Source organism: Longibacter salinarum (assembly GCF_002554795.1).
Classification (GTDB): domain Bacteria; phylum Bacteroidota; class Rhodothermia; order Rhodothermales; family Salinibacteraceae; genus Longibacter; species Longibacter salinarum.
On record NZ_PDEQ01000001.1, the window covers coordinates 398835 to 421103 of the forward strand.

A 22269-nucleotide genomic window follows, 5' to 3' on the forward strand; every position below is an offset into this window, starting at 1 on the left:
CTTGACCCAACGAACAGCAAAGACCGTATGCGAATCCTCGTAATCGGTAGCGGAGGACGAGAACACGCGCTCGTAAATGCATTGCATCGGAGCCCGAGTGCGACGAAATTGTTCGCTGCACCCGGCAATCCCGGGACACAGTCGAAGGCGGAGAATGTACGCTTGAATACTCAGGATGTCGATGCCGTGGCGAACTGGGCGCAGCGGCATGAGATCGATCTCGTGGTCGTGGGCCCGGAGAAGCCACTCGTTGCCGGGCTCGTTGATCGTCTCGAGGAGGAAGGAATACCGGCGTTTGGTCCGTCCGCCGCTGCGGCGCGGCTTGAGGGGAGCAAGGCGTTTGCGAAGGCGTTCATGAAGGAGCACGATGTGCCGACGGCGGCCTTTCGCGTGTTCTCCAGCGACGCTTACGACGAGGCAGCAGCGTATCTCGACGAGGTTGGAGCGCCCGTCGTGGTAAAAGCCAGCGGCCTCGCCGGTGGGAAGGGCGCGATCGTTTGCTCTACGCTCGACGAGGCTCATGCTGCCCTCGAACGGATCATCAACGACAAGGACTTCGGCACGGCGGGGGACGAGGTCGTGATTGAGGAGTTCATGGAAGGCGTCGAAGTCAGTGTCTTTGCGATTACGGATGGCGAGCATTACGCTTTGCTCCCTCCGTCGCAGGACCACAAGGCGATCGGGGAAGGTGGAACCGGGCCGAATACGGGAGGGATGGGCGCTTATGCACCCGCGCCCATGATGACCGGCCGGCTGTTGACGAGGGTGTGCCGGGAAATCATCGAGCCGACGCTGAAGGGAATGTCCGATGCTGGCAGTCCGTATCGTGGTCTTCTCTACTGCGGCTTGATGCTCGCGGAGGATGGTCCAAAGGTCGTTGAATTCAATTGCCGTTTTGGCGACCCCGAGGCCCAGGTGGTCCTTCCGCTCCTCGATGTGGATCTGGCAGATGTTCTCGCGAAAACGGCCAGAGGCGAGCTTCGAAACGTCGCCATTCGTGCATCGGCCCGACATGCTGCGTGCGTCGTTCTGGCGTCGGATGGCTATCCGGTCGATTACGAGACCGGGTTCGAAATCACCGGTATCGATAAGGCAAATGCAATGGAAGACGTCGATGTTATTCATGCCGGAACCGGGCGCCGGACAGACGGAGCGACTGTTACCGCTGGGGGGCGCGTCCTGAATGTGGTCGGGTATGGTGACACGCTACAGGCCGCGCTAGATCGTGCATACGCTGCGGCGGATGTTGTCGACTTTAAAGGCAAAACGCTTCGTCGAGATATCGGTCGGCACGCACGCTGACACACCGGTCCGTACAGAACTCCGTGAGACCATCGAACCGTGGATCGCGTATAGGTCATCGTTGACCTGGCTTCATGAGATACCGGCGGAGTGGCATTGACCCCCGGACCGCAGAGCATACACCTCACAAAAGACGATAGAACATGTCGGTCGGTCGCTTATTGTCTGGTTGTGGACGCGCCCGCATCGCGGCGGTTGGTGTCGTCATGTTGATGATCGTGGCGGCTGCATGTCCCGTTGATCTCCTCGCACAGCGCCGTCCACCTGGATCACCGCCACCGGAGTCGGCGCGGCGGGCACCCGAACTGCCGCTTCGACCTCTACTGCCAGCCGTAACCGAAGAGGATGTCGAAATCATCGGCCGCTTCGGCGACGCCACCAGTCTTGCGTCGACGGCGACCGACCTCTTTTACGTCAGCGATGCGCAGCAAAGCACGGTTACGGCCATCGCTCCGACAGGAAAGGTCATCGTGACGCTCGGTGGTCGTGGTTCCGAGGCGGGAGCCTTCGATGAACCCCTGGACGTGGACCCGTCGAACGGTCTGGAAATCTTTGTCGCCGACGCGGGAAATGGGCGCATCCAGCACTTTTCGCGAAGCGGCAAGTACATCGAGTCGCTGCCCGTGGGGCGCGTGGATCCTGGCAACCGTACGTCGAGCCGCCAGCCGCTTTTCGATGCAAGCCGCGACGGGGTCGATGCGCGCGCAGACGGTCGGCCCATCCGCGTCTATGCTGCATCGAGTGGCGACATTTACGTGTTGGATGCCCGAGACAAACTCATCGTCCGCTACGACCGACAGCGGCGCGTTGAGCCGTTTGCTGGTGGATTCGACGCCCGGGACGGTCGGCTCGTCGATCCGATCGCGATGACGATGGTGGACGATCGTCTCGTGGTTGCGGACGCAGGGCGAGGAGAGTTGCTTCTCTTCGATCGCTTCGGGTCGTTCGATGGCATCGCACCGATTCCGCCGAATATCCGCGTACGGAATCTCGTTGCCGATGACGACGAGCTGTGGATCGTGGCGCCGGAGCGTATCGTGGTATTCGACATCCGCCGTGGGAGGCCGATTGGAACCATCCCCGTCACACTGGGCGAACCACTCGTCGATGTGGACCGACTGGATGGAATGCTGGCGCTGCTGACCCCGACGCGGCTCCTGCTCGCCCGCAACGTTCGACTTCCAAGATGACGAAGTCTGGTCATCACCCGGCTTTCCGTTTCGATCTGCTCTGAATTCCTCATCCGCGTGCTCCGTCGCTCGACATCGTGCCTCCAGCCTGTAGCGGGTCTTCCACCGTGGTGCTGGACGCTCGTGTTTCTTCTCGTGGCGACCGTCGTAGCGACACCTGTTGTTCGAGCGCAGACCGTGCTACCTGTAGACACGGTCACCACCCATCGCGATACGCTCGCGGCAGGTGTCACGCAGCCCTTCGACATTCGCCCATTCGTGATGGCCGGCTCGGTGATGGTCGAGCGAAACGGCGAGGCACTTTCGCCAAAAGCGATTCAGCTCGAGGCCGTGCCGGGTCGTCTTTGGGTTCGGCCGTTCCGACGCCTCGAGCGGACCGACACCCTTGTCGTCACGTATCGCACACTGCCGCTAAACCTCCGGCCCGTCTACCGGCGGCGGACCCTCGATTCTACAGCCACTGCTGACTCGAGTGCGGATTCATTGTTTTCCCCATTCCGCTCGGCGAGTGCGGACTCTACGATCAGCCGGTCCGGTACATCGCGTGGGGCGGAAGCCGACACGATCGCCGATGCGGGATACGTTGTGGTCGAGGAGTCCGGTCGAGACAGCCTTCCACAGTTCGATCCGTTTGCTGGCGTCGACCTGCAGCGGACGGGATCGATCTCGCGCGGCGTGACCGGCGGCACCAACCAGGACGCGGGTATCGATTCTGGTCTGCGCCTACAGTTGGAGGGGAATCTAACGGATGATGTGGCCGTCCGGGCTCTGTTGACGGATCAGAACACACCCATTCAGCCCGACGGGACGACCCAGCGCCTTGACGACTTCGATCGCGTCTTTATCGAACTTGAGACGCCACAGGCCATCCTGCAGTTGGGCGACGTGGAAGTACAGTACAGCGAAACGCAGTTTGCCGGGTTCAACCGGAAGATTCAGGGTGCGACGCTACAGAGTGCTACGTGGGGGCCAACACTGGGTATCAACGAGGGGCGTGGACATGTGCTGGGGGCCGTTTCTCGAGGTCAGTACCGAACGCAGGACATCGATGCGATTGATGGTGTACAGGGTCCATATCGGCTCGAGGGGGCGAACGGAGAGCGATTCGTTGTCGTCGTGGCTGGCTCGGAGCGCGTGTACCTTGATGGTCAGCGGCTGGAGCGGGGGCGTACGAACGACTACATCATCGACTACACTCGCTCGGAGATCACGTTTACCTCGAACCGAATCATTACCGACGATCGTCGGATCACAGTCGAGTTTCAGTATCGGACCTCGCAGTTCGACCGTACGCTCGTCGGAGGACAATCGAGCGCGGGCTTCTGGGCCGACGATAAGGGACGGTCGCGAGTGTCTGTCGGAGCGACGTACCTACGCGAGGCCGACGGCCGCGATTTCAGCTCCGCCTTCAATCTCACGCCGGCCGATTCTATTGCGCTTGCGGACGCGGGCGACAGTACAGCTGTGCGGAGTGGTGCAAGGCGCGTCGAGTTCGACCCGGAGGCCCCGTTCATTTACTATCAACGTGAAGTACGATCGACGCCGAATGGTACGGATACCGTGTTCGTGGCGATCGATGAAGCACCGGAGGAGGGGACCGACGTATTCCGCGTCAACTTCACCCGTGTCGGCTCGGGTAACGGCTCGTATACCCGCGTGGGGCGGCAGCAAAATGGGATCCTCTATGAGTACAGCGGTCCGGGCCAGGGCGAGTACAGCCCGGTTCAACCCATTCCGCGACCCCAGATGAAGCAACTCGTCGACTTTACAGCGAGTATCCAGCCTGTGGGTGGCGTCCGGTTGTTCGGCGAGTGGGCGCAGTCGCTCAATGATCGAAACCGATTTTCACCAAAAGACGAGGCCAACGATCGGGGACAGGCGTACGTGACCGGGCTTCGGCTTCAGTCGACAACCGTCGACATCGGATCGGTCGACCTCGGCACGATCTCCGCGTCGATGCAGCGCCGGGTCAGGGAGTCCTCGTTCGAAACGTTCGACCAGACGCGAGCAATCGAGTTCAATCGGGACTGGAACCTGTCCCGTTCGGGGTCGACTCCGGCGGAGGCGTTGCTTCAGGCGGGCGACGAGATGCTCGACCGCGCGGAAGCATCCTGGCAGATCACAGAGGCATCTGACGTGTCGGGGTCAGCCGGCCGACTTCAGTTCGGCGATGCCTTCGATGCTCGTCGGGTGGAGGGACAGGTTTCGATTCAGGAGGCGGGGTGGCCTCGGCTGCGTGTGTCCGGACACCGCGTCGCTAGTACGGATCGAATCGAAGGAACCGAAGGGACGTGGACGAAGCAACAGCATGTCATTCGCCAGCCAATCGGCGTGTTCGAGCCGTCATTGCGATTCGACAGAGAGGTTCGTGATCAGCAATTCACGGCGTCCGGAAGGCCGACGGATGGCGCCTTCGCGTACACCGAGTGGGAGCCCGGCCTCACCGTGGATGCGGGGAAACTCACATTCGCAGGTCGTATTGCGTACCGATTGGAAGACGAAACGCTGTTGTTGAAAACGATCCGTGCGGCCCGGGCGACGACAGGCACGGCCTCGGCACAATGGACTCCGGACGCCCCCTACGATCTCGCTGTTCAGGGTGGGTATCGAGTGCGGCGATTTACCGAGCCGTTCGAGCGAGTGGGGGAGCGCGACACGGAGTCGCTTCTCATGAAAGTTGATATCGGAACGCAACCGTGGCGCCGTGCTGTGGATGCCCGGCTGTTCTATGATGCGAAAACCGAGCGTGAGCCGACGCTTCAAGAGGTGTATGTTCGGACGGGAGTGGATCTCGGGCAATTCGTCTGGCAGGACGCGAATGGCGACGGACTGCAGCAGGTGGACGAGTTTGTGCCGGAGACGACGCCGAACGAAGGAGCGTATGTTCAAAGCTTTGTCCCATCTGACTCGCTGGCGTCGGTTGTGAGCATCGACTCCCGGCTCCGTTTACGGCTCGAGCCGAGGCAGATCTGGAAAAGCTCCGACGAGCGATGGAAGCGCTGGCTGACCCGCGTCGAGAGTCGGTCGCTCGTCGAACTCCAGGAGACGAGCCGGTCGAACCGACTGGTTGACCTCTACGTCTTGAATCCGGATGTTCTGCGCAGGCCGGGAAGTACGATTGACGGAACGCTCCGGCTGCAACAAGAGCTCGACTTATTTCCGCAGAGTCAGACGGCCGGGTTGGATCTGGCGTGGACGCAGGCGCGAGGGCTCACGGAACGAGCCGCGGGACAAGAGCGATCTTTTTTGAACGCCTGGGAAGCAGCAACACGCTGGCGGATCGCCTCTTCGTGGACCGCGCGCCTCTCGAGTTCGGTCCAGACGGACCGGTCCCTCAGCGAAGCGTTTACGTCGTCGCGTAGCTACGACATTGATGCCTGGCAGCTCCGGCCGGAGGTCTCGTTTCGTCCGACGGAGACTTGGCAGGTGACGAGTGCTGCGGCCGTCGGGCAGAAGGAGGACGCGGTCAAAAACCGGTCCGCCCGCGTAGTCCGCTTTCCTGTGGAGGTTGCCTGGGCTCGCGCAGGACGCTTTCGGGTCAAGGTCAACGGCGAGCTCTCGGATATTCGGCTTGATGGAGACGCCGTGGGGCTCGCTCAGTTCGAGCTCACCGATGGTCGCGGGGCGGGGCGATCGTACCTCTGGGGCGCCCGCGGGCAGTACCAGGTCAGCGGCAATATCGAGGCGTCGTTTGCATACGACGGGCGGGCGCCGGCCGATGCTGAGACGATCCACACGTTCCGTGTCAACCTCACGGCTCAGTTTTAAACATGAGCACGGGAAACGCTACGAGCGACGTTCAAATCGCAAAACGATCTCGCTAGCCGCGCACCGGTAACGGCTTACTTCTGGATGCTCGGCTCGGCAAACTCATCGTACTGTTCTCGCTTGATCGTTGCACCGGCAGCGCGAAGTTTCTCTGCCAGGTTCTCGTATCCCCGATCGAGATGATAAATTCGGAGAACATCGGTTCGGCCCTCTGCAACAATTCCCGCCATGACGAGCGAGACGCTGGCACGCAGATCCGTACTCATGACCTGCGCTCCTTTGATTTTTGCGCCGCCACGTACAGTGGCAGCATTACCGTTTACGGAGACATCAATACCGAGTCGCTGGAGCTCGGGGATATGCTTAAAACGGTCGTCGTAAATCGTATCGGTCACGGTCGCTTCCCCGTCGGCCGTCGCGAGCATGACCGTCCACTGGGCCTGCAGGTCCGTGGGAAAGCCAGGATAGGTTTCCGTGCGGATCGAAACCGGCGTGAGCGACTCGGGCGGCGTGACGATGGCGCCGTCGTTGGTGTACTCGACGTTTACCCCGGTGCCGCGGAAGTAGTCCTTGAACGCCTGCCCGAGATGCTCGTGATTCCCGTTCGTGATTCTGAACGGCTTGCCGGATTCGCCGGCCATGGCCGCGAGGATCATGAACGTTCCCATCTCGATCCGGTCGGGCGTATTGCGTACGCGAATCGGGTCGAGGCCGTCAACCCCCTGAATCTCGATCGTCCGTGTCCCGAGGCCGTCGATCTGCGCCCCCATCTCTTTCAGCGCTTCGCCAAACGCGACGACATCCGGCTCCATGGCTGCATTCTCGATGCGAGATCCGCCGCGCGCTGTCACTGCACCGAGGAGAAGGTTGACGGTGGCGCCGACGCTCGACGGCTCCATGCGAAACGTGCCGCCCTCCAGCCGCCCGCCTCGGGCCTTTGCGACCACGTAGCCTTCGTCCAGCTCGATCTCGGCTCCGAACTGCTTCATTCCCTCGATGTGAAGGTCCACCGGGCGAGGTCCCCATGCGCATCCGCCGGGAAGTGAAACTCGGGCCTGACCGCAACGGCCAATGAGTGCGCCGAGCATGTAGAACGACGCCCGCATCTTCTTGACGAGCTCGTAAGGGGCCACGGGCTGGTCGACCGTCGACGCATCGATTGTGACCGTGTGATCGTCCGGTGCGACCGTAACGTCCGGTCCGGTTACGCGAATCACTTTCGAGAGCGTATGCACGTCACGCAGGTCTGGGACGTTCGTCACCGTGGTTTCACCCTCGGCCAGAATCGCGGCTGCCATCAGAGGCAGTGCGGTGTTCTTCGAGCCGCCAACTTCGAGCGAGCCTGAAAGAGTACTGGGGCCTTCGATGACGAATTTGTCCATGGATGGGGCGTGGGATGAAAGTAGGCGTCCATTCGAGCGTAACGACCGTTCATAAGCACGCTACGCGCCTTTGTTCACCGGTCGGAGGCATCAGCACTGGCATGTACAAAAAACGAACGGTTTCCCATCGCGGTCGTACAGCAAAACGAGTCGATCGATGACCAAGCCAGCTTCTGAATGGACCGCATTTACCTGGATCACGCTGCCACCACGCCCCTTGCACCGGAGGTGCTCGATGCAATGCTTCCGCACCTTCGTGAACAATACGGAAATGCCTCATCCGTGCATCAGATGGGGCGACAGGCGCGGTTTGCTGTGGAAGAGAGTAGAGAACGTGTTGCCCACTGCCTCGGTGCGGAACCCGGTGAAATTGTTTTCACGAGTGGCGGCACGGAGTCCGACAATTTTGCGATTAAAGGGGCTCTCGCGTCTCGGTCGACGGACGGGCGGACCCACCTCGTCACGTCCGCTGCGGAGCACGAGGCGGTCCTTCGTCCGGCCGAACGTCTTGAAGCGGACGGTTACGATGTCACGATTCTGACGCCGGAAGAACGTGGAGCCGTCCGGCCTCAGCACGTGGAGGAGGCGATCACGGCTGAAACCGCGCTGGTATCGCTGATGCACGCAAACAATGAGATTGGGACGCTGACGTCGATCCGCGAGATTGCGGACATCTGTCACGAACAGGACGTCTGGCTCCACTGTGATGCGGTCCAGACCGCCGGATTGCTTGGCGTCGACGTACAGGATCTCGGCATCGATCTAATGTCCGTGTCCGGCCACAAATTTTACGGACCGAAAGGCACCGGATGTCTCTACGTCCGGGGCGGCATCGACCTGGGTCCGCTGGTCGAAGGCGGGTCGCAGGAGCGTGACCGGCGAGGTGGCACGGAAAACGTGCCTGGGGTCGTAGGGTTTGCGGAAGCGCTGGAGCACGCGGTGAACGCCAGCGAAGAGCGCGTTGATCGGATCGCTACGCTGCGAGACCGATTGGTCGACGGCATCCGTGAGAAGGTGGACCCGCCGTTTGTTTTCAACACGCCGGTCGATCAGCCGGACGCGATCGCTCCGCATATCGTCAACGTCTCGTTTCCACCCGTGGATGACCGGCCACTAGATGGGGAAATGCTGATCCTGAACCTCGATATGCAGGGTTTGATGGTCTCGGCCGGGTCGGCGTGCACATCGGGCGCGATGGAGCCAAGTCACGTCCTCAGCGCGATCGGCCGCGACCGAGCGACCGCATCGGCTGCCGTGCGCTTTTCGCTGGGTCGCTCCAATACCGAAGATGAGATCGATGCCGCCGTCGATGCGCTCGCATCTACCGTAACACGCATGCGCCGGTAGGGCGGACCGTCGTACACGGCACGTTCGTTTCCAACGATCAGATTCAGCCCTAAATGTCATCCTCGCGAAGTGACAGTGCCCTTCTTGTTTTTGCAAAAGCTCCCGAACCTGGGCGGGTAAAAACCCGGCTTGCGGCTGGAGGCTCAGACCTTACGGAATCGGAGACAGCGCAGCTGTACACGGCATTTCTAAAAGACGCGCTCTATCAGTACATCCACATGGCGAAGGAGTCGGAGCCCCCCCTGGATGTTCAGCTTCACTGGGCCGGTGATATTGCGGCGGCGTCTCCGTTCGTTGATTCGCACGTATCGAGCCGAAAGAGGGCGATAGGTCACGTCGACGTGAGGGAGCAGGAGGGAGAAGGGCTGGGCGAACGGATGAAAACGGCATTCGCCCATGCGTTCGACAACGGATACGAACGGGCCGTCGTTATCGGCACGGACCATCCGACGCTACCGTCGGCGTTCATCGACGAAGCCTTTGGCGCCATACGGGAGAAGAAATCCATCTGTTTGGGGCCGAGTGCGGACGGAGGATACTATCTGCTGGGCATGAACGGCTTTTACCCGAGCGTTTTCGAGGATATGACGTACAGCCACGCTCACGTTTTCAAAAACACGCTTCGGCGGGCAGCCGAAACCGAGGCGGAAACGACCATTCTACCGGAATTCTACGACGTCGATACGTCCAACTCGCTTCGGCATATGCTGGTCGATCTGCGTGATACAAGCGTCTCGGCACCGAATACCCGGGCGGCGACCGACGAATTACAGCTCTACGACCGGTTTGACGTGAATAGGCAGAAGCAGGAGGCGTCCGCAGAAAATCATGTCTAATGCGGCTGTGCTCCTATTGTCTGGGTTGGGGACCGTCGGTCGTCATCGTCCGCGAGGTCGATACGTGTGGATGGTTTGCGAAGAGGCAGAAGTAGTGGGGGGATCGCGCCTGTAAGATTCGGTTGGCACCTTTACAGTCACTGAATCATTTCCGATTATGATGACAGCACCCGCTACTTCGGCCCAATTTGAAGTCACATGGCAAACTCCGACAGCGTCTCTAATGGAACCGCTTCCACTCGCCCGGATCTCGGCGACATCAAAACCCTGGAGCAGTTCATCTTAGAGCAACAGGACCGCTTTCCGCATTCGACGGGTGCCTTCTCGCGTCTTCTTCGAGACATCAGTCTCGCAGCGAAGATCGTGAACCGTGACATGCGAAAGGCTGGTCTGATTGATATTTACGGCTCCACCGGCGAAACGAACGTACAGGGAGAGGTGCAACAAAAGATGGACGCCCTCGCCCACAGAGAATTTGTGCTCGCGCTCCGGCGTGGCGGCGAATGCTGTCTCATCGGATCGGAAGAGCACGCCGAGGCCATCCCGCTGGACACGTCGTCGGAAGGCGATGGCAAGTACATCGTGTTGCTCGATCCGCTCGACGGCTCATCGAACATTGACGTGTGCGTTTCCGTCGGCACCATTTTCAGCATTTACCGGCTTCCCGACGAGTACGACGAGGACGAACCGGATCTTGATGCTGCCCTTCAACCGGGCACGGAGCAGATCGCGGCTGGGTATGTCGTCTATGGCTCCTCGACGATGATGGTCTACACGACTGGTAATGGGGTCAACGGCTTCACGCTCGACACCTCCATCGGGGAGTTCCTTCTTTCTCATCCCGACCTCACGACGCCGAAGACCGGACGCATCTTTTCAATCAACGCTGGCTACTACCATAGCTTCGAAGATGGACTGTGCGATTACCTCGACTGGCTGCAGGAGTATGACGAAAACGACCCGAACCGTCCTGCGAAGACGCGATACATCGGTTCGTTCGTGTCGGACTTCCACCGCAATCTGCTGAAAGGCGGAATCTACATGTATCCGGCGACGCAGAGCAGTCCAGAAGGAAAGCTTCGGCTGATGTACGAGGCCAATCCTATGGCGTGGATTGCGGAACAGGCGGGCGGACGGGCGACGGACGGACACACGCGTATCATGGAAAAATCGCCAACCAAACTCCACCAGCGGACGCCGTTGTTCATCGGCTCGGAAGACATGGTGCGACGCGCTGAAGCCTTCCTGCAGGGCGATCCAGACCGGGTCGCTGCCGGCGAGTAGTCGTCGTCAGCCTGTTGCTACGCTCATCTCGCTCGGTCTGACAGCAGGTCGTTCGCACGCGACCGGACATCTTCCGCAGAATTGCTCGTGAGGGCCTCGTCCGCGAGGCGGCGGCACGCTTCGTCGTCTAGGGAGCGGACGAGCGCCTTGACGTCCGGGATTTGATTCGGTGAGACCGAAAGCGTGGTGATCCCCAGACCGAGCAGAACAGGCACAGCGGCGCGATCCGCGGCCAGTTCGCCACAGACGCTCGTTGGAATCTCGGCGTTCGTTCCGGCGGCGACGGTACGCTGAATCAAGTGCAGCACGGCTGGATGCAGCGCGTCCGACAGCCCGTGGAGCTCGCTGTGCTCACGGTCTACAGCCATCGTGTACTGCGTGAGATCGTTGGTACCGATGGAGAAGAAGTCGACCTCTCGCGCGAGAGCATCTGCTCGGAGGGCACTCGCCGGCGTCTCGATCATCGTCCCAAGAGGGAGGGAAGCGTCTGCATACATGCCACGTTCTCGGAGGTCCGCACGGGCCTCGTCGAGAATCTCCCGCGTCTGTTGTACCTCATCAACAGTTGCTACCATCGGTAGCATCAACCGAACCCGGTGATCTTTGGCGAGCCGCAGCACAGCACGAAGCTGCGTACGAAAAAGATCAGGGGAGCGGAGAAGCACGCGGATGCCCCGTAGTCCCAGAAACGGGTTGGTTTCGTGCGGGAGTGGGAGGTAGCTAAGGGGTTTGTCACCACCGACGTCAAGCGCGCGAACCGTGACCAATTTCCCTGGAAGCGAATTGCAGATTGATCGCAGGGTTCGGACCTGTTCGTCCTCACTCGGTGCTTCGTCTGTATCGGTGAACAAAAACTCCGTTCGGAGAAGCCCGACGCCGTCGGCCCCACCGTCAGCAGCGCGTGCGGCATCTTCGCTCCGGCTCACATTTGCAGCAACCTCGATTCTCGTCCCCGATTGTGTCTTGGCAGGTTGGTGCGCAGCCGCTTGAGCCTTGCGTTGTTGCGAGGCCTGGTGTGCACGCTCGCGACGGACGGTCTCTTTTGTCGACGCGTCCGGTTCGATCCAGACGAGCCCCGCCTTCCCGTCGACGGCCACCTCGGTCCCGTTGCGTAGCGAGAGAACGTCCACTCCCGCGTCGAAAACGGCCGGGATTCCGCGACCTCGGATGAGGATGGCGCTGTGCGAAGTCGCATTTCCCTCCGCGCAAACGACCGCGCGAACCGTGTCGGCGTCTAGTTGTGGAATGTCCGACGGGCGAAATCGCCGGGTGACGAGAATGTGTGGATCGTCCGGTCCGCCAATCGGCTTCGGGGGGACATCGACGAGCACATGCAGGACACGGATGGCGACATCACGGACATCATCCGCACGCTGGGACAAGTACTCATCATCTGCACTTGCGTAGGCGTCAATCACCGTCTCCACCGCCTCCATCCACGCGAGGGGAGCGGCCTGGCCCTTCTCGAATATATTCTCGTGGGCTCGGTCGCGGAGCGCGGGATCATTGAGAAGCAACTGCTGTGCGCCGATAATATCCGCAGCATCAGTGTGTCCCTTGTCCAGAAGGCGCGACCGCTCGTATTCCATTCGTGTGCTGACGCGATCGAGAACCGTCGAAATCTCCTCCCACGTTCCCTCTGGATCATCGGTAAACTCTTCCGGCACCTCCGGCACCTCGGGTTCGTGCACGAAGACAGGTCCAACGGCAGCTCCAGCCTGAACAGCGATTCCCTTCAAGGCGGTCTCGACTTGTCTTTCGCTGTAGGGTAGGAAGGAGACGGCCTTTCCAGTTGGGCTTGTGTCTGCGAGATCTGTCTTCGATGCGGAGCCCTCATCCGGTTCCGTCGTGTCGATCTCATCGAAGCCGGACGCGACGAGTTGGGCGAGCCGTTCAACAATTGCTTGAGCTTTTTCGCCTGTCGCCTCAATCTGGAGTCGATGGCCTCGTACGGCGCCGAGTGTAGTTACAGTGGACTGGCTCGTAGCATCAACCGGTCCCTTCCCGTTCGTGAGATCGCGTACCTGTACAGATCCGTTCTGTGCCGAACCGGCATACTGAAGTGCGAGACGAACAAATTGGGCCGCCGGACGAGCATGAAGCCCGTGCTCATTCACAACATCCACCGTCGCGGATGCCTCCCACACTTTGCCGGGGGACACCTGAGATTGACCATCATCGGAACCGTCAGATTCGTCTCCCGGAATCGCGTCTGTTTTTTGTTTTAGCGCAGAGCGTGCGTCTCGGATGACGTGATCAAGACTCCCGCCGCCAGAGGCGGTTACGCTGGCGGAAATGGCTCCTTCGATGAACGGAGCATCGATCAGGCGTGTACGCTCCTTCACGTCCGGATCGACGAAGTCCAGCGCCATTTCTGCGCTGATCACGGCGCTTCCGACATCCATCAGCACGACCACGCCATCTCCGTCATCGGCGGACTCGATGGCGCGAGCAATGGCTGTTGCATCGGTACCGAATTGATCGTTGTCGTCCCCCGCGCCCGCTGCGATCTCGATTCGGACCGAAGCGCCACTCATTTCGCGAAGAAGTGGAACGAGGGACTGAGCCAGCGACTGGCTGTGCGAAACCAGGACGATTCCAACCACGAGAGGAAGAGCCGTTGCGAGGACGAGAGGAAGAGCACGGAAGAAAATCTGCGTTACCGTACACGGAAAACCAGCGGATCCGTTCGCCCGCGACAGAACTTTACAGAAAAAGGCGAGGCGCGTAGAGTCGAGGTCTACTACGTGCTATTCTGCGGACGTTTCATTGGCATCAACGGCAGCCGCAAATAGATAAAACGATGATGTCGCGCCAGGATCCTGGTGTCCCGCACTTCGATCGCCAAGGTAGCTCGCTCGCCCTTTCGTTGCTATCATTGGGGTGGTGCTCTCCATCCCGTCTTTTGCCGCAGCGGCTGCATCGCTGAGAGCGTCACTCCAGGATGCATCTTGCTCAACGGCCGATTCCAATGCTTCAACGGCTGGAGTAAGAGCATCGACCATCGTTTTTTCTCCCGTCTCTGCTTTTCCGCGGCGCTGAACGCCGTCGAGTCCTGCGCGCATCATCGCCGCCCAGTCCGAAAGTGCAATCGGTCCGTCCGGTGCTGTTTTGCCTGCTTCCATGAACAGCGTGCCATACAGCGGGCCACTTGCTCCACCGGTCTTTGAAATGATCGACATGGCGACATTTCGAAGGGTTTCGCGAGTATCGCTGTCATTCAGGCTTTGGACCGCGGCACGAAGACCGCGTACCATGTTCTGGCCGTGATCTCCATCGCCGATTGCGCTGTCCAATTTTGTCAGGTACTTCTGGTTCTCCTCAACCCGATCAAAAAAGGCCTCGATCCAGGAACGGACAAATGTAGAATCGCGGGACATGCCGGCTGCAGATGAATCCGAGAGGAGGGAAAAGACGATGGTGAAACGGGCGTCACGCGGCTACTGTCCCCAGCGCAGACCGGGCGTTTGCACGGGCGCGTCCCACAGCGCAACGAGGTCATCCGTCATTCGCATCATCGTGATCGACAATCCTGCCATCTCCAGGCTGGTGATGTAGGGTCCGACGAGGTTTCTCACCACGTTGAGGCCGTGATCTTCGGCCATCGCCGCGGCCTTCCGATAGCACAGGTACAGCTCCATCATCGGTGTTGCGCCCATTCCGTTGACGAAGAGGAGAACGTCGTCTCCGGAGTGAAAGGGCAGGTCGGACAGAATCGGCCCCATAAGGCGTTCGACAACAGCGTCGGCCGATTCGAGACTCATTCGATCGCGTCCCGGCTCGCCGTGAATGCCGATCCCGATTTCCATTTCATCATCGGCGAGTTGGAAGGTAGGCTCGCCTGCGGAGGGCACCGTGCACGAAGTCAGAGCCATCCCCATGCTGCGAACTTCACTGTTGCACCGACGGGCTAAATCGGTGATCTCCTCGAGCGAGCGGCCGTCATCCGCCGCAGCCCCGCACATTTTCTCGATAAGAACCGTTCCGCCGACGCCACGACGTCCTGCTGTGTACGTGCTATCTTCCACGGCGACATCGTCGTCGATCACGACGGATCGAACCTCGATGCCCTCATCCGCACCCATTTCTTCGGCCATCTCAAAATTCATCACGTCGCCCGTATAGTTCTTGACGAGATGAAGAACGCCGGCGCCCGCACTCACGGCTTCGGTGGCAGCGAGCATCTGATCGGGGGTCGGGCTCGTGAAGACCTCGCCCGGGCAGGCCGCATCGAGCATTCCTCGACCGACGAAGCCGTTATGCATCGGCTCGTGACCGGATCCGCCTCCCGATAAGATGCCGACCCGTCCGTCCGGTACACCATCGGAGCGGACCACGAAGGTGGGATTGAAATGAACCGAAACTAGGTCCGGATGAGCGGCAGCAAACCCTTCTAACGACTCGCGAACGACATGATCTGGATCGTTGATTAGCTTTTTCATGGTCGCCTGATCTGATTGAAACTCATCGTAACGTCCCGGACGTCGCCAACGCTATGACGTCCGGGAAGGTAGTGCGCTGCAAGCGAAACCGTCGTTCGTCAACGGCTGGGTCCAGGTGCGATCACACCGTACCCGGAACCCAGACGCCTGTACCGAGGATACCGACGAAGTACAGCAGGGCGATGACGAACGTCCCGAACACAATCGCAGCGGCGGGCGGGTCCCAGTGCGTGTCGCCGTGAGCGTAGAACACACGTTGGAAAAGCTCGCCGAAGAGCGCACAGATCAGACCGAAAGCACCGCCGATAATGAGTGCACTTTCGTTGCCGAGCCCACTCAATACGCCGCCCTCGGTCGCTGTGACGGCGAGGGCAATGGTGCTGGATGTCAGCGTCATATGGTGCGTCACGGGAATTTTCTCGACGCCGAGGTTGAGGAAAAGCAGACTCGCCGCACTGATGCCAAAAGCGAGGAACGGGCTCCCGGTCTGAAGAGCAATGAATGCTCCGAGAACACCCGTTATGGCGCCGAGGAAGGCCACGTCGCCCCATTTGTATTGGTGCGGAAGCCAGGGCTCAACCGAAAGTCGATCCGTGGCAGATTTTACCTGGTCTGAAACGGTCCCTTTTGCAGATGATCTCTTTTCCTCACGCTCGAACGGACTCATGTCGAGGATACCCGAGCCGGACACGACGCCGATCAGACTATAGCCGAACGCGAGACGATGAATCAGCGCCGACAGGACAACAGCTATAGCAATGGGGTCCCACGGAAGACTCAGGTTGGCAGAAAACTGGGTAATTACGAGGCCGAGAATGCCGAACAGGCCGCCGACAACAAGGACATCTCCTTGAGGCCCGAGGGCATACCCGATGTTTTTCGATTCGTGAAAGTCGAACCCGCTGGTCATGTAGCCCTTCTTGGCAGCATACGCAGCTGCGGCCGCACCACCGGCGAATGAGATATGCGGACCGAAGACCGGTCCGAAGGCAACGTCTCCCGTGACGCCTTGGAGGCCGCCGGCTTCACCAGCAATAACCATGATGCCGGTGAAGATAAACGCTGGGAGGGCCCCCACCGCGGCCCCAAAAGCCCCTCCAGCGAAGGCAGCGATGATCAAGAAAATCCAATCCAGCTCAAAAATAGCTTCCATGATACTGACGTAGGTTGGGTGATGGAAATTCGAGCAATCGGAACAGCAGAATCGTTCGTAGGCATGGGCGGGCCCATTCGAGCAGCCTGCGGTCCAGACCTGCTGGGCCACAGGCGCTCGATTTGGCGTATGGGCCGGGTTACAATGTCACCGACAACTCCGTCGACACCCCGTACCAGTTTTCACCGACCTGACCGGGAGAGGCAACGCCCTCATCCTGCGATACAAACTCGAATTTGAGCATCGCTTTTTCCCAGAATGAAACGCCGACGCCTCCCTGGATACGCAGGAGGGCAGTTTCGTCGTCGGGGGCCCAGTCGGAGGTGTTGTTCGCGTACGAGACGCGGCCGGCCAGAAAGAACGATGGCGTTGCGTTGATCTTGAGGGTGCCTCCAAGAAATAGCATTTTGCTATCCTCCTCGACGAGTCCCGATGCGCCTCGCGCGACGGTTGGATTGCCACCGGTGTCTGCGAAGCTGTATTTCTCTTGGGTGATGCCTCCCCAGAAGTCAGCATCCGCGATATCTGATTTGAACATCGCGTCGGCGTGCAGGACGAGCGGCTGGAATCCTGGATTGATGAGGGCGTGCGTGTAGCGATTGGGTTGGCCCGACGCCCCCGTGCCGCCCGCACCCGGAACGGAATAATTTTCACCGTCACCGACAATCCAGCTTGTGGCAACCCCGCTGCGCGGTTGGCTTGTCGCCTTCATCACTGCTGCGCCAATGCCGAACGTCTCGGTCGCAAACTTCGCCTTTCCGATCAGGGAAACACCTGTGCCCGGCGTATAGGCTTCAAAAAACGTCGGCGTGGTTGCGGTAACGTCGAACCCGAACCCGCCTTCCGTTGAGCCGAGTAGCTGGACGCCTGTCTGCGCGGTGACGAAATCGATCGGGGAGTTGCCGATGAGCGGGTTGCCCTGCGTTGCGGCTCCGTCGGAGTACCCGCGAAAGTTAAACGGGCCGGTAACGGGCGTGCCGAATCGGAGTGTGATCTCCTCGCTCAGGAGAAAATCCAAAGCCACATAGTCGACGGCGGGAGAGAAGCTGTTGCCGCCAGATCCGAAGTCATTCGGCTCGTGTCCGAAGTCGACAAAGAAGGAGATCCGCTCGTGGATGTCTGCCGAAACCTCGAAGTTGACGCGGACGCGCTGGAAACCGAACTCTGCTTCACCGGGGAGTGTATCGTCCGCATCGACGCGCACGAACTGCGCTCCTTGCATAGCTTTGACCCCGAAACTGAGCCGGTCCATTAAATCATCGCCGTCCTGGGCAACCGAGGGGCTTGCGGCCAGGAAAACGAAAAGTGCAGCGGTAAAAAACGCGGTGACTCGTTGCAACTTATTCATAGCAGGTACCGAGTTTTCGAGAGTTGAAGGAGTAACATCGCTTCAGAACCTGTTCGGTGGAAAACGTCGCAGTCGACGCGACGCCGCAGTCCGCCAAACACGTTTACATTGCACCTTCTGCACGGTGCACATTAGGACCTCATCTTTCGTCGAAGGGGAAAGAATGACCGCGGCGTGCAGGAACCACTGTCTGAGCCCGACAGCAGGAAAAGAACCTCGGTCGGTGTGCCGGCACATCCATGAGCGTCGGGGTCAGGAGTACACAGTGGCGGCTACCCACAAGGCGACTATGCACGGACTTGCATGGCAGGCCGTCTGCGTACGCCGAAACGCTTGATGCGGCCGCGGACGGGAAGGGGCAACGCGACGGGGGCTGCCTGACAACCCAAGAAAAACGAGGCGACTCGCTCAGGTCGTCAGACAGAACTCCTCAGGCTACGGAAGAGACGGTTCGCATGGAGAAAGAACAGATACCTCAGGACTCAGCCGCACACAGGCCGACTTCCTGTCGGTCAGACAGGAGAAACCTCCCCGTGTGCTGGCGCATCACGTCGTCGATTTCACCTGCGTTGTTTCAGACGTGAGAATGTAGCTCTGAGCCAGCTCGGTGAAGGCGTTGACTTGTTCATCCACCCAGTCTTGACTGTGGTCAAGCTCCTCGGCCATTAGCTGGGCAACCTCGGGTGCAATGTCGACGGCGGCTTTTGCGTTGAGGAGGAGGGAGCGGGTTCGGCGTGCAAGGATATCTTCGACCTGTCGTGCCATCTCGTGACGCGTGCCCCAGACCACCATGGCCTTCCGGATCGGGAGTCGCTTGTCGAGTTTTTCCGAAAGCTCCGGTCGGTCGCGCATCAACCCTTTCAGGCCGGGGGCATCGGAGCCATACTGCGACAGATCGCCGAACTGCTCCGGGTGCTCATGCCAGCCATGAATGTGGAGGTTCTTCGTGACAGACGGGCGTTCGTCGACGTCGGCGAGGGTCGCGGCCTGGTCGATCGTGTCTTCGGCCATCTTCCGGTAGGTTGTCCACTTGCCGCCCGAGATGGTCACAAGCCCGTTGTTAGAAATGTGGAGCACATGCTCGCGCGAGATGTCCGACGTGTCACCGGCTGGTGCATCTGGCCGGGTGACCAGAGGACGAATTCCGGCGAAGGCGCTGAGAACGTCGTCGGGGGTCGGGTCCTTCACGAGATAGCGTCCCGCGTGCTCGATCAGGAAATCCAGTTCCTCTTGCATGGGCACCGGTTCCATGGTCGGACCATCCACCTCGGTGTCGGTCGTTCCAACGACGATTCGGTTCAGCCATGGAATGGCGAAGAGCACGCGGCCATCGTCCGTCTTGGGGACCATGATCGCACTGTCGCCCGGGAGGAATGACTTATCGAGAACGATGTGCACGCCCTGACTCGGACGGAGCGTGTCCCTGACATTCGGGTCGTCCATCTTCCGGATCGAGTCCGTAAAGATTCCGGTAGCGTTGATGACAGCTTTGGCGTGCAGTCGGTACTCTTTGTCGTTCTCCTGGTCCACCGCGACGACTCCGTTTACGACACCCTCATCGCTTTTAATGAGGTCGGTCACCTTCACGTAGTTGAGTGCGATGCCTCCCTGCTCGACCACGGTTTGCGCCATGTTCACGGCGAGGCGCGCATCATCGAACTGGCCGTCGTAGTAGATCACGCCGCCACGAAGGCCCTTGGGTTCGATTGTAGGAAGGTGCTTGAGCGTTTCCTCACGCGAGAGATGCTTCGAGCGGCCGAAGTTCTGCCGGCCGGCCAGCATGTCGTATACCTTCATGCCGATCCCATAAAATGGGCCTTCCCACCAATCGTAGTTCGGAACGACGAAGGCGAGATTGTGCACGAGATGCGGCGCATTTTCCTGGAGGAGTCCACGCTCTTTGAGAGCCTCCAACACCAGGGAAATGTTACCCTGCTGCAGGTAGCGGACGCCACCGTGGACCAGTTTGGTAGAGCGACTGGACGTTGCCTTCGCAAAGTCATGCATCTCAAGCAAAAGCGTGTCGTAGCCGCGTGAGGCGGCTTCAATCGCGACGCCTAAACCGGTCGCGCCACCCCCGACGACGATAAAGTCAAATGCCCCTTCATGGTCTTCAAGGGCTCGAATACCCGTATCGCGTTGCATGTAATTGTTGGATGAAGCGAAAAAGGATGCGTGGAGCCACACGGTCACGCCCCCGCCCGACACGGGGCCAGGCGGGAGCACGAACCGGTAGATAGCTTATTCGGCGGGTACGGCGTCTTCTTGCTGCTGCTCTCGCTGGTCACCACCCAGTGGTTCTTCCCAGGCTTTGGAACGCTCAAGCGCTTTGTCCCAACCAGCTCTCAGTTCGTCGACCATCGCGTCATCCATCTTCGGTGTGAATCGACGGTCGACTTCCCATTGAGACTTGATGCTCTCAAGGTCATCCCAGTAGCCTACGGCAAGCCCGGCGAGGTACGCGGCTCCGAGCGCTGTCGTCTCAAGGGTCTGCGGCCGCACGACCGGCACACCGAGAATGTCGGACTGGAACTGGAGTAGGAGATTGTTCGCGGCAGCCCCACCGTCGACGCGGAGTTCCGGCGTTTCAATGCCGGAGTCTGCCTCCATTGCCTCCACGACATCCGCAACCTGGTAGGCAATGCTCTCGATTGCAGCGCGACAGAGATGCTCCCGGGAAACGCCGCGTGTGATGCCGGCGATGACGCCGCGAGCGTACTGATCCCAGTGGGGGGCACCAAGACCTGCGAAGGCGGGGACAACGTAGCAGCCGCCGTTATCGTCAACCTTTCTAGCCAGTTCCTCCACTTCGGACGAGTTGCGGATAATCTTTAAGCCGTCTCGCAGCCATTGGACGACCGCCCCCGCGATGAATATTGATCCTTCCAGCGCGTACGTGGTCTCACCGTCGAGCTGGTAGCCTATGGTCGTAAGGAGATTGTTTTCTGACTTGACCGCCTCAGTGCCTGTATTCTGCACCATGAAGGCGCCGGTACCATAGGTGTTTTTCCCCATGCCGGGTTCGGTACACATCTGACCGAACAGCGCAGCCTGCTGGTCACCGGCGATTCCTGCAATGGGAAGTTCGGCGGCAAAGATGTCGCCGGCTGTGGTTCCATAGACCTCACTGCACGACCGGACGTCCGGTAGCATGCTCTTCGGGATGTCGAGTATATCAAGAAGCTCGTCATCCCACTCGTTCTCATGGATGTTGTATACGAGCGTGCGAGATGCATTTGTGGCATCCGTGATATGCTTCTGTCCCCGCGTCATTCGCCAGACGAGCCACGAGTCCACCGTGCCGAAGCAGAGGTCTCCGGCCTCGGCCTTCTCACGAGCGCCATCCACATTGTCGAGAATCCATTTGATTTTGGTTCCACTAAAGTACGCATCGATAATAAGACCGGACTTTTCCTGAAATGTATCGACGTATCCTTGCTGGCGCAGGTCGTCGCAGATACCAGACGTTCGCCGATCCTGCCAGACGATGGCATTGTGGATCGGCTGGCCGGTCTTCCGATCCCAGACAATCGTAGTCTCTCGCTGGTTTGTAATTCCAATTGCGGCAACGTCGGAGGCGTCGATACCTGCACGACTGACGGCCTCCGCCGCCGTGCCGATTTGGGAGGACCATATTTCGTTGGGGTCGTGCTCGACGTGCCCTGGCTGCGGAAAGATTTGCTCGAACTCCTTCTGGGCCGTGGCCTTGATCTGACCATGGTGGTCGAACACGATGGCTCGAGAACTCGTGGTGCCTTGGTCGAGAGCGAGTATGTATTGCATGAGAGCCTTAATGGTAACGTGAGGAGAACAAGAGAGCGCCGCCGTCGGAGTCGCTGTTTTTTTCGGTTCAGTTCTAACGTTTTCCGAGATCAGGCGCGCGAAGTCGGCACGTAAGCAAGGGGAACGCTACCTATGGGGAGAGGCATCACCCGGATGAAAGACGGGAAGGAGCATTCGAAGCGCTTCCAGTCGAGTCCGCGCGTTTTCTCTATGTCCCACGTACCGGGGACCGAAGTCGCCGTCATGCCTCGTTCGGCTAATTGGCACGGCGGCCTGAAATATGTAGTATTCGTTAAGTAATGTTCGTTTCTATCATGAGAAGGTCAAGTGGTTTTGACAACATCTAGAAACAAATTACCGGTCTGATCCAGAAATCCGTCCCCCGATGAAGCAAATACGAGGGCCGTCTCTTGCCCTTCACGCGATAAAATGTG

General features: G+C 59.7%; 14 protein-coding genes. 6 read left to right on the forward strand and 8 right to left on the reverse strand.

Going from position 1 to position 22269, the window contains the following annotated elements; genetic code table 11:
* Positions 1–27: 27 nt before the first annotated feature.
* The 3 genes from purD to CRI94_RS01690 all read left to right on the forward strand — a co-directional run bounded on the left by purD (position 28) and on the right by CRI94_RS01690 (position 6260).
* Positions 28–1302 carry a phosphoribosylamine--glycine ligase gene (purD, locus tag CRI94_RS01680; RefSeq protein WP_098073920.1) on the forward strand — a complete coding sequence of 425 codons (1275 nt, stop codon included), beginning with the start codon at positions 28–30 and terminating at the stop codon, positions 1300–1302.
* A gap of 143 nt (positions 1303–1445) precedes the next feature.
* Entirely contained in the window at positions 1446–2492 is a 1047-nt protein-coding gene (locus tag CRI94_RS01685; RefSeq protein WP_143815265.1) for an NHL repeat-containing protein, read from the forward strand.
* 57 nt (positions 2493–2549) lie between these two features.
* A complete protein-coding gene (locus tag CRI94_RS01690) occupies positions 2550–6260 on the forward strand; it encodes a hypothetical protein (protein WP_245846027.1) in 3711 nt (1236 codons plus the stop codon).
* Positions 6261–6334: 74 nt separating this feature from the next.
* Here CRI94_RS01690 and murA read toward each other — a convergent pair whose 3' ends face one another.
* Positions 6335–7642: a UDP-N-acetylglucosamine 1-carboxyvinyltransferase gene (gene murA / locus CRI94_RS01695; RefSeq protein WP_098073922.1), complete on the reverse strand. Its 1308-nt coding sequence runs from the start codon at positions 7640–7642 to the stop codon at positions 6335–6337.
* Between the two features lie 177 nt (positions 7643–7819).
* Between murA and CRI94_RS01700 the strand changes: the two genes are divergently transcribed.
* The 3 genes from CRI94_RS01700 (at position 7820) to fbp (ending at position 11109) form a co-directional block, all read left to right on the forward strand.
* Positions 7820–8989: a cysteine desulfurase family protein gene (locus tag CRI94_RS01700; protein ID WP_098073923.1), complete on the forward strand. Its 1170-nt coding sequence runs from the start codon at positions 7820–7822 to the stop codon at positions 8987–8989.
* Positions 8990–9042: 53 nt separating this feature from the next.
* Positions 9043–9825 carry a TIGR04282 family arsenosugar biosynthesis glycosyltransferase gene (locus CRI94_RS01705; protein WP_098073924.1) on the forward strand — a complete coding sequence of 261 codons (783 nt, stop codon included), beginning with the start codon at positions 9043–9045 and terminating at the stop codon, positions 9823–9825.
* A gap of 198 nt (positions 9826–10023) precedes the next feature.
* On the forward strand, positions 10024–11109 hold the full coding sequence (fbp, locus tag CRI94_RS01710) for a class 1 fructose-bisphosphatase (RefSeq protein WP_098073925.1): 1086 nt from the start codon (positions 10024–10026) through the stop codon (positions 11107–11109).
* A gap of 23 nt (positions 11110–11132) precedes the next feature.
* On the opposite strand, the gene ptsP is transcribed toward fbp, so the two are convergent.
* The 7 genes from ptsP to glpK form a co-directional block, all read right to left on the reverse strand.
* Positions 11133–13715, reverse strand: a complete 2583-nt coding sequence (gene ptsP, locus CRI94_RS01715; RefSeq protein WP_098073926.1) for a phosphoenolpyruvate--protein phosphotransferase — start codon at positions 13713–13715, stop codon at positions 11133–11135.
* 144 nt (positions 13716–13859) lie between these two features.
* On the reverse strand, positions 13860–14489 hold the full coding sequence (gene dhaL / locus CRI94_RS01720) for a dihydroxyacetone kinase subunit DhaL (protein ID WP_098073927.1): 630 nt from the start codon (positions 14487–14489) through the stop codon (positions 13860–13862).
* A gap of 60 nt (positions 14490–14549) precedes the next feature.
* Positions 14550–15551: a dihydroxyacetone kinase subunit DhaK gene (gene dhaK / locus CRI94_RS01725; RefSeq protein ID WP_098073928.1), complete on the reverse strand. Its 1002-nt coding sequence runs from the start codon at positions 15549–15551 to the stop codon at positions 14550–14552.
* A 121-nt stretch (positions 15552–15672) separates the two neighbouring features.
* Positions 15673–16704, reverse strand: a complete 1032-nt coding sequence (locus CRI94_RS01730) for a DUF7973 family transport facilitator (RefSeq protein WP_098073929.1) — start codon at positions 16702–16704, stop codon at positions 15673–15675.
* Positions 16705–16843: 139 nt separating this feature from the next.
* Positions 16844–18052, reverse strand: a complete 1209-nt coding sequence (locus tag CRI94_RS01735; RefSeq protein WP_098073930.1) for a hypothetical protein — start codon at positions 18050–18052, stop codon at positions 16844–16846.
* Between the two features lie 546 nt (positions 18053–18598).
* Positions 18599–20197, reverse strand: a complete 1599-nt coding sequence (locus CRI94_RS01740) for a glycerol-3-phosphate dehydrogenase/oxidase (protein ID WP_098073931.1) — start codon at positions 20195–20197, stop codon at positions 18599–18601.
* 96 nt (positions 20198–20293) lie between these two features.
* Positions 20294–21835 (reverse strand): glycerol kinase GlpK, encoded by a 1542-nt coding sequence (gene glpK / locus CRI94_RS01745; protein ID WP_098073932.1) that lies wholly within the window; start codon positions 21833–21835, stop codon positions 20294–20296.
* Positions 21836–22269: the final 434 nt, after the last annotated feature.

Excerpts from the sequence above, each read along its gene's own strand:
- purD (WP_098073920.1), top strand. The coding sequence starts at position 28 with ATGCGAATCCTCGTAATCGGTAGCGGAGGACGAGAACACGCGCTCGTA.
- CRI94_RS01685 (WP_143815265.1), top strand. The coding sequence starts at position 1,446 with ATGTCGGTCGGTCGCTTATTGTCTGGTTGTGGACGCGCCCGCATCGCG.
- murA (WP_098073922.1), bottom strand. The coding sequence starts at position 7,642 with ATGGACAAATTCGTCATCGAAGGCCCCAGTACTCTTTCAGGCTCGCTC.
- CRI94_RS01700 (WP_098073923.1), top strand. The coding sequence starts at position 7,820 with ATGGACCGCATTTACCTGGATCACGCTGCCACCACGCCCCTTGCACCG.
- CRI94_RS01705 (WP_098073924.1), top strand. The coding sequence starts at position 9,043 with ATGTCATCCTCGCGAAGTGACAGTGCCCTTCTTGTTTTTGCAAAAGCT.
- fbp (WP_098073925.1), top strand. The coding sequence starts at position 10,024 with ATGGCAAACTCCGACAGCGTCTCTAATGGAACCGCTTCCACTCGCCCG.
- dhaL (WP_098073927.1), bottom strand. The coding sequence starts at position 14,489 with ATGTCCCGCGATTCTACATTTGTCCGTTCCTGGATCGAGGCCTTTTTT.
- dhaK (WP_098073928.1), bottom strand. The coding sequence starts at position 15,551 with ATGAAAAAGCTAATCAACGATCCAGATCATGTCGTTCGCGAGTCGTTA.
- CRI94_RS01730 (WP_098073929.1), bottom strand. The coding sequence starts at position 16,704 with ATGGAAGCTATTTTTGAGCTGGATTGGATTTTCTTGATCATCGCTGCC.
- CRI94_RS01735 (WP_098073930.1), bottom strand. The coding sequence starts at position 18,052 with ATGAATAAGTTGCAACGAGTCACCGCGTTTTTTACCGCTGCACTTTTC.
- CRI94_RS01740 (WP_098073931.1), bottom strand. The coding sequence starts at position 20,197 with ATGCAACGCGATACGGGTATTCGAGCCCTTGAAGACCATGAAGGGGCA.
- glpK (WP_098073932.1), bottom strand. The coding sequence starts at position 21,835 with ATGCAATACATACTCGCTCTCGACCAAGGCACCACGAGTTCTCGAGCC.